Annotated in this window: 1 protein-coding gene; it reads right to left on the bottom strand. The window is 70.4% G+C overall.

Annotated elements, in window-relative coordinates; genetic code table 11:
* Positions 1–700: condensation domain-containing protein (locus tag NLI84_RS18845; protein WP_255992370.1), on the bottom strand; the 700-nt coding region annotated here is incomplete at both ends.

Below are 700 nucleotides of genomic sequence, written 5' to 3'. Positions count from 1 at the left end.
CGGCAGCGGGGACGACTCACCCCGGCGGCAGGCGTCGTACAGCGCCATCAGCTCGCGCATCAGCGCCCCCAGCGACCAGGCATCGCCGACGATATGGTGCAGCGTCAGCAGCAACACATGCTCGGCCTCGCCGCAGCACAGCACCCGACTGCGTAGCAGCGGCCCTTGTTGCAGCGAGAACGGCGTCATCGCCTCCTGTTCGGCCAACTGCCGGGCCACCGTCCACGGCGCGTCGTGCCCGCGCAGATCCTCCAGCGGCAGCAGCCCGGCCGGGGTGGCGGCGTGAACCCAGGCCTGTGGCCGGCCCGCCGCATCCTGCGCGAAGGTGGTGCGCAGCGCATCATGGCGCTCGAGCAACACCCCGATGCTGCGGCGTAGCGCCGGCACGTCCAACGGTCCGCGCAAGCAGAGCGCCAGCGGGATGTTGTAGGTGGCACTGCCCGGTTCCAGCTGATCCAGGAAGCACAGCCGCTCCTGGGCAAACGACACCGGCTTGCAACCGGGGCCGGCCAGGCCCGGGTGCAGCGGCGGCAGGGCGGTGGTGGCTTCCTGTTCCAGCCGGATGGCCAGCTGGGCAATGGTCGGGGCATCGAACAGCACGCGCAGCGGCAACTCGGCGGCGCATTCGCGGCGGATGCGCGACATCACCTGGGTGGCCAACAAGGAGTGGCCGCCCAGTTCGAAGAAGTTGTCCTGCACC

Source organism: Chitinolyticbacter albus (assembly GCF_024437655.1).
GTDB classification, from domain to species: Bacteria; Pseudomonadota; Gammaproteobacteria; order Burkholderiales; family Chitinibacteraceae; genus Chitinolyticbacter; species Chitinolyticbacter albus.
Note: the sequence above shows the minus strand (reverse complement) of the source record. Positions and strands in the feature narration are given on the sequence as shown.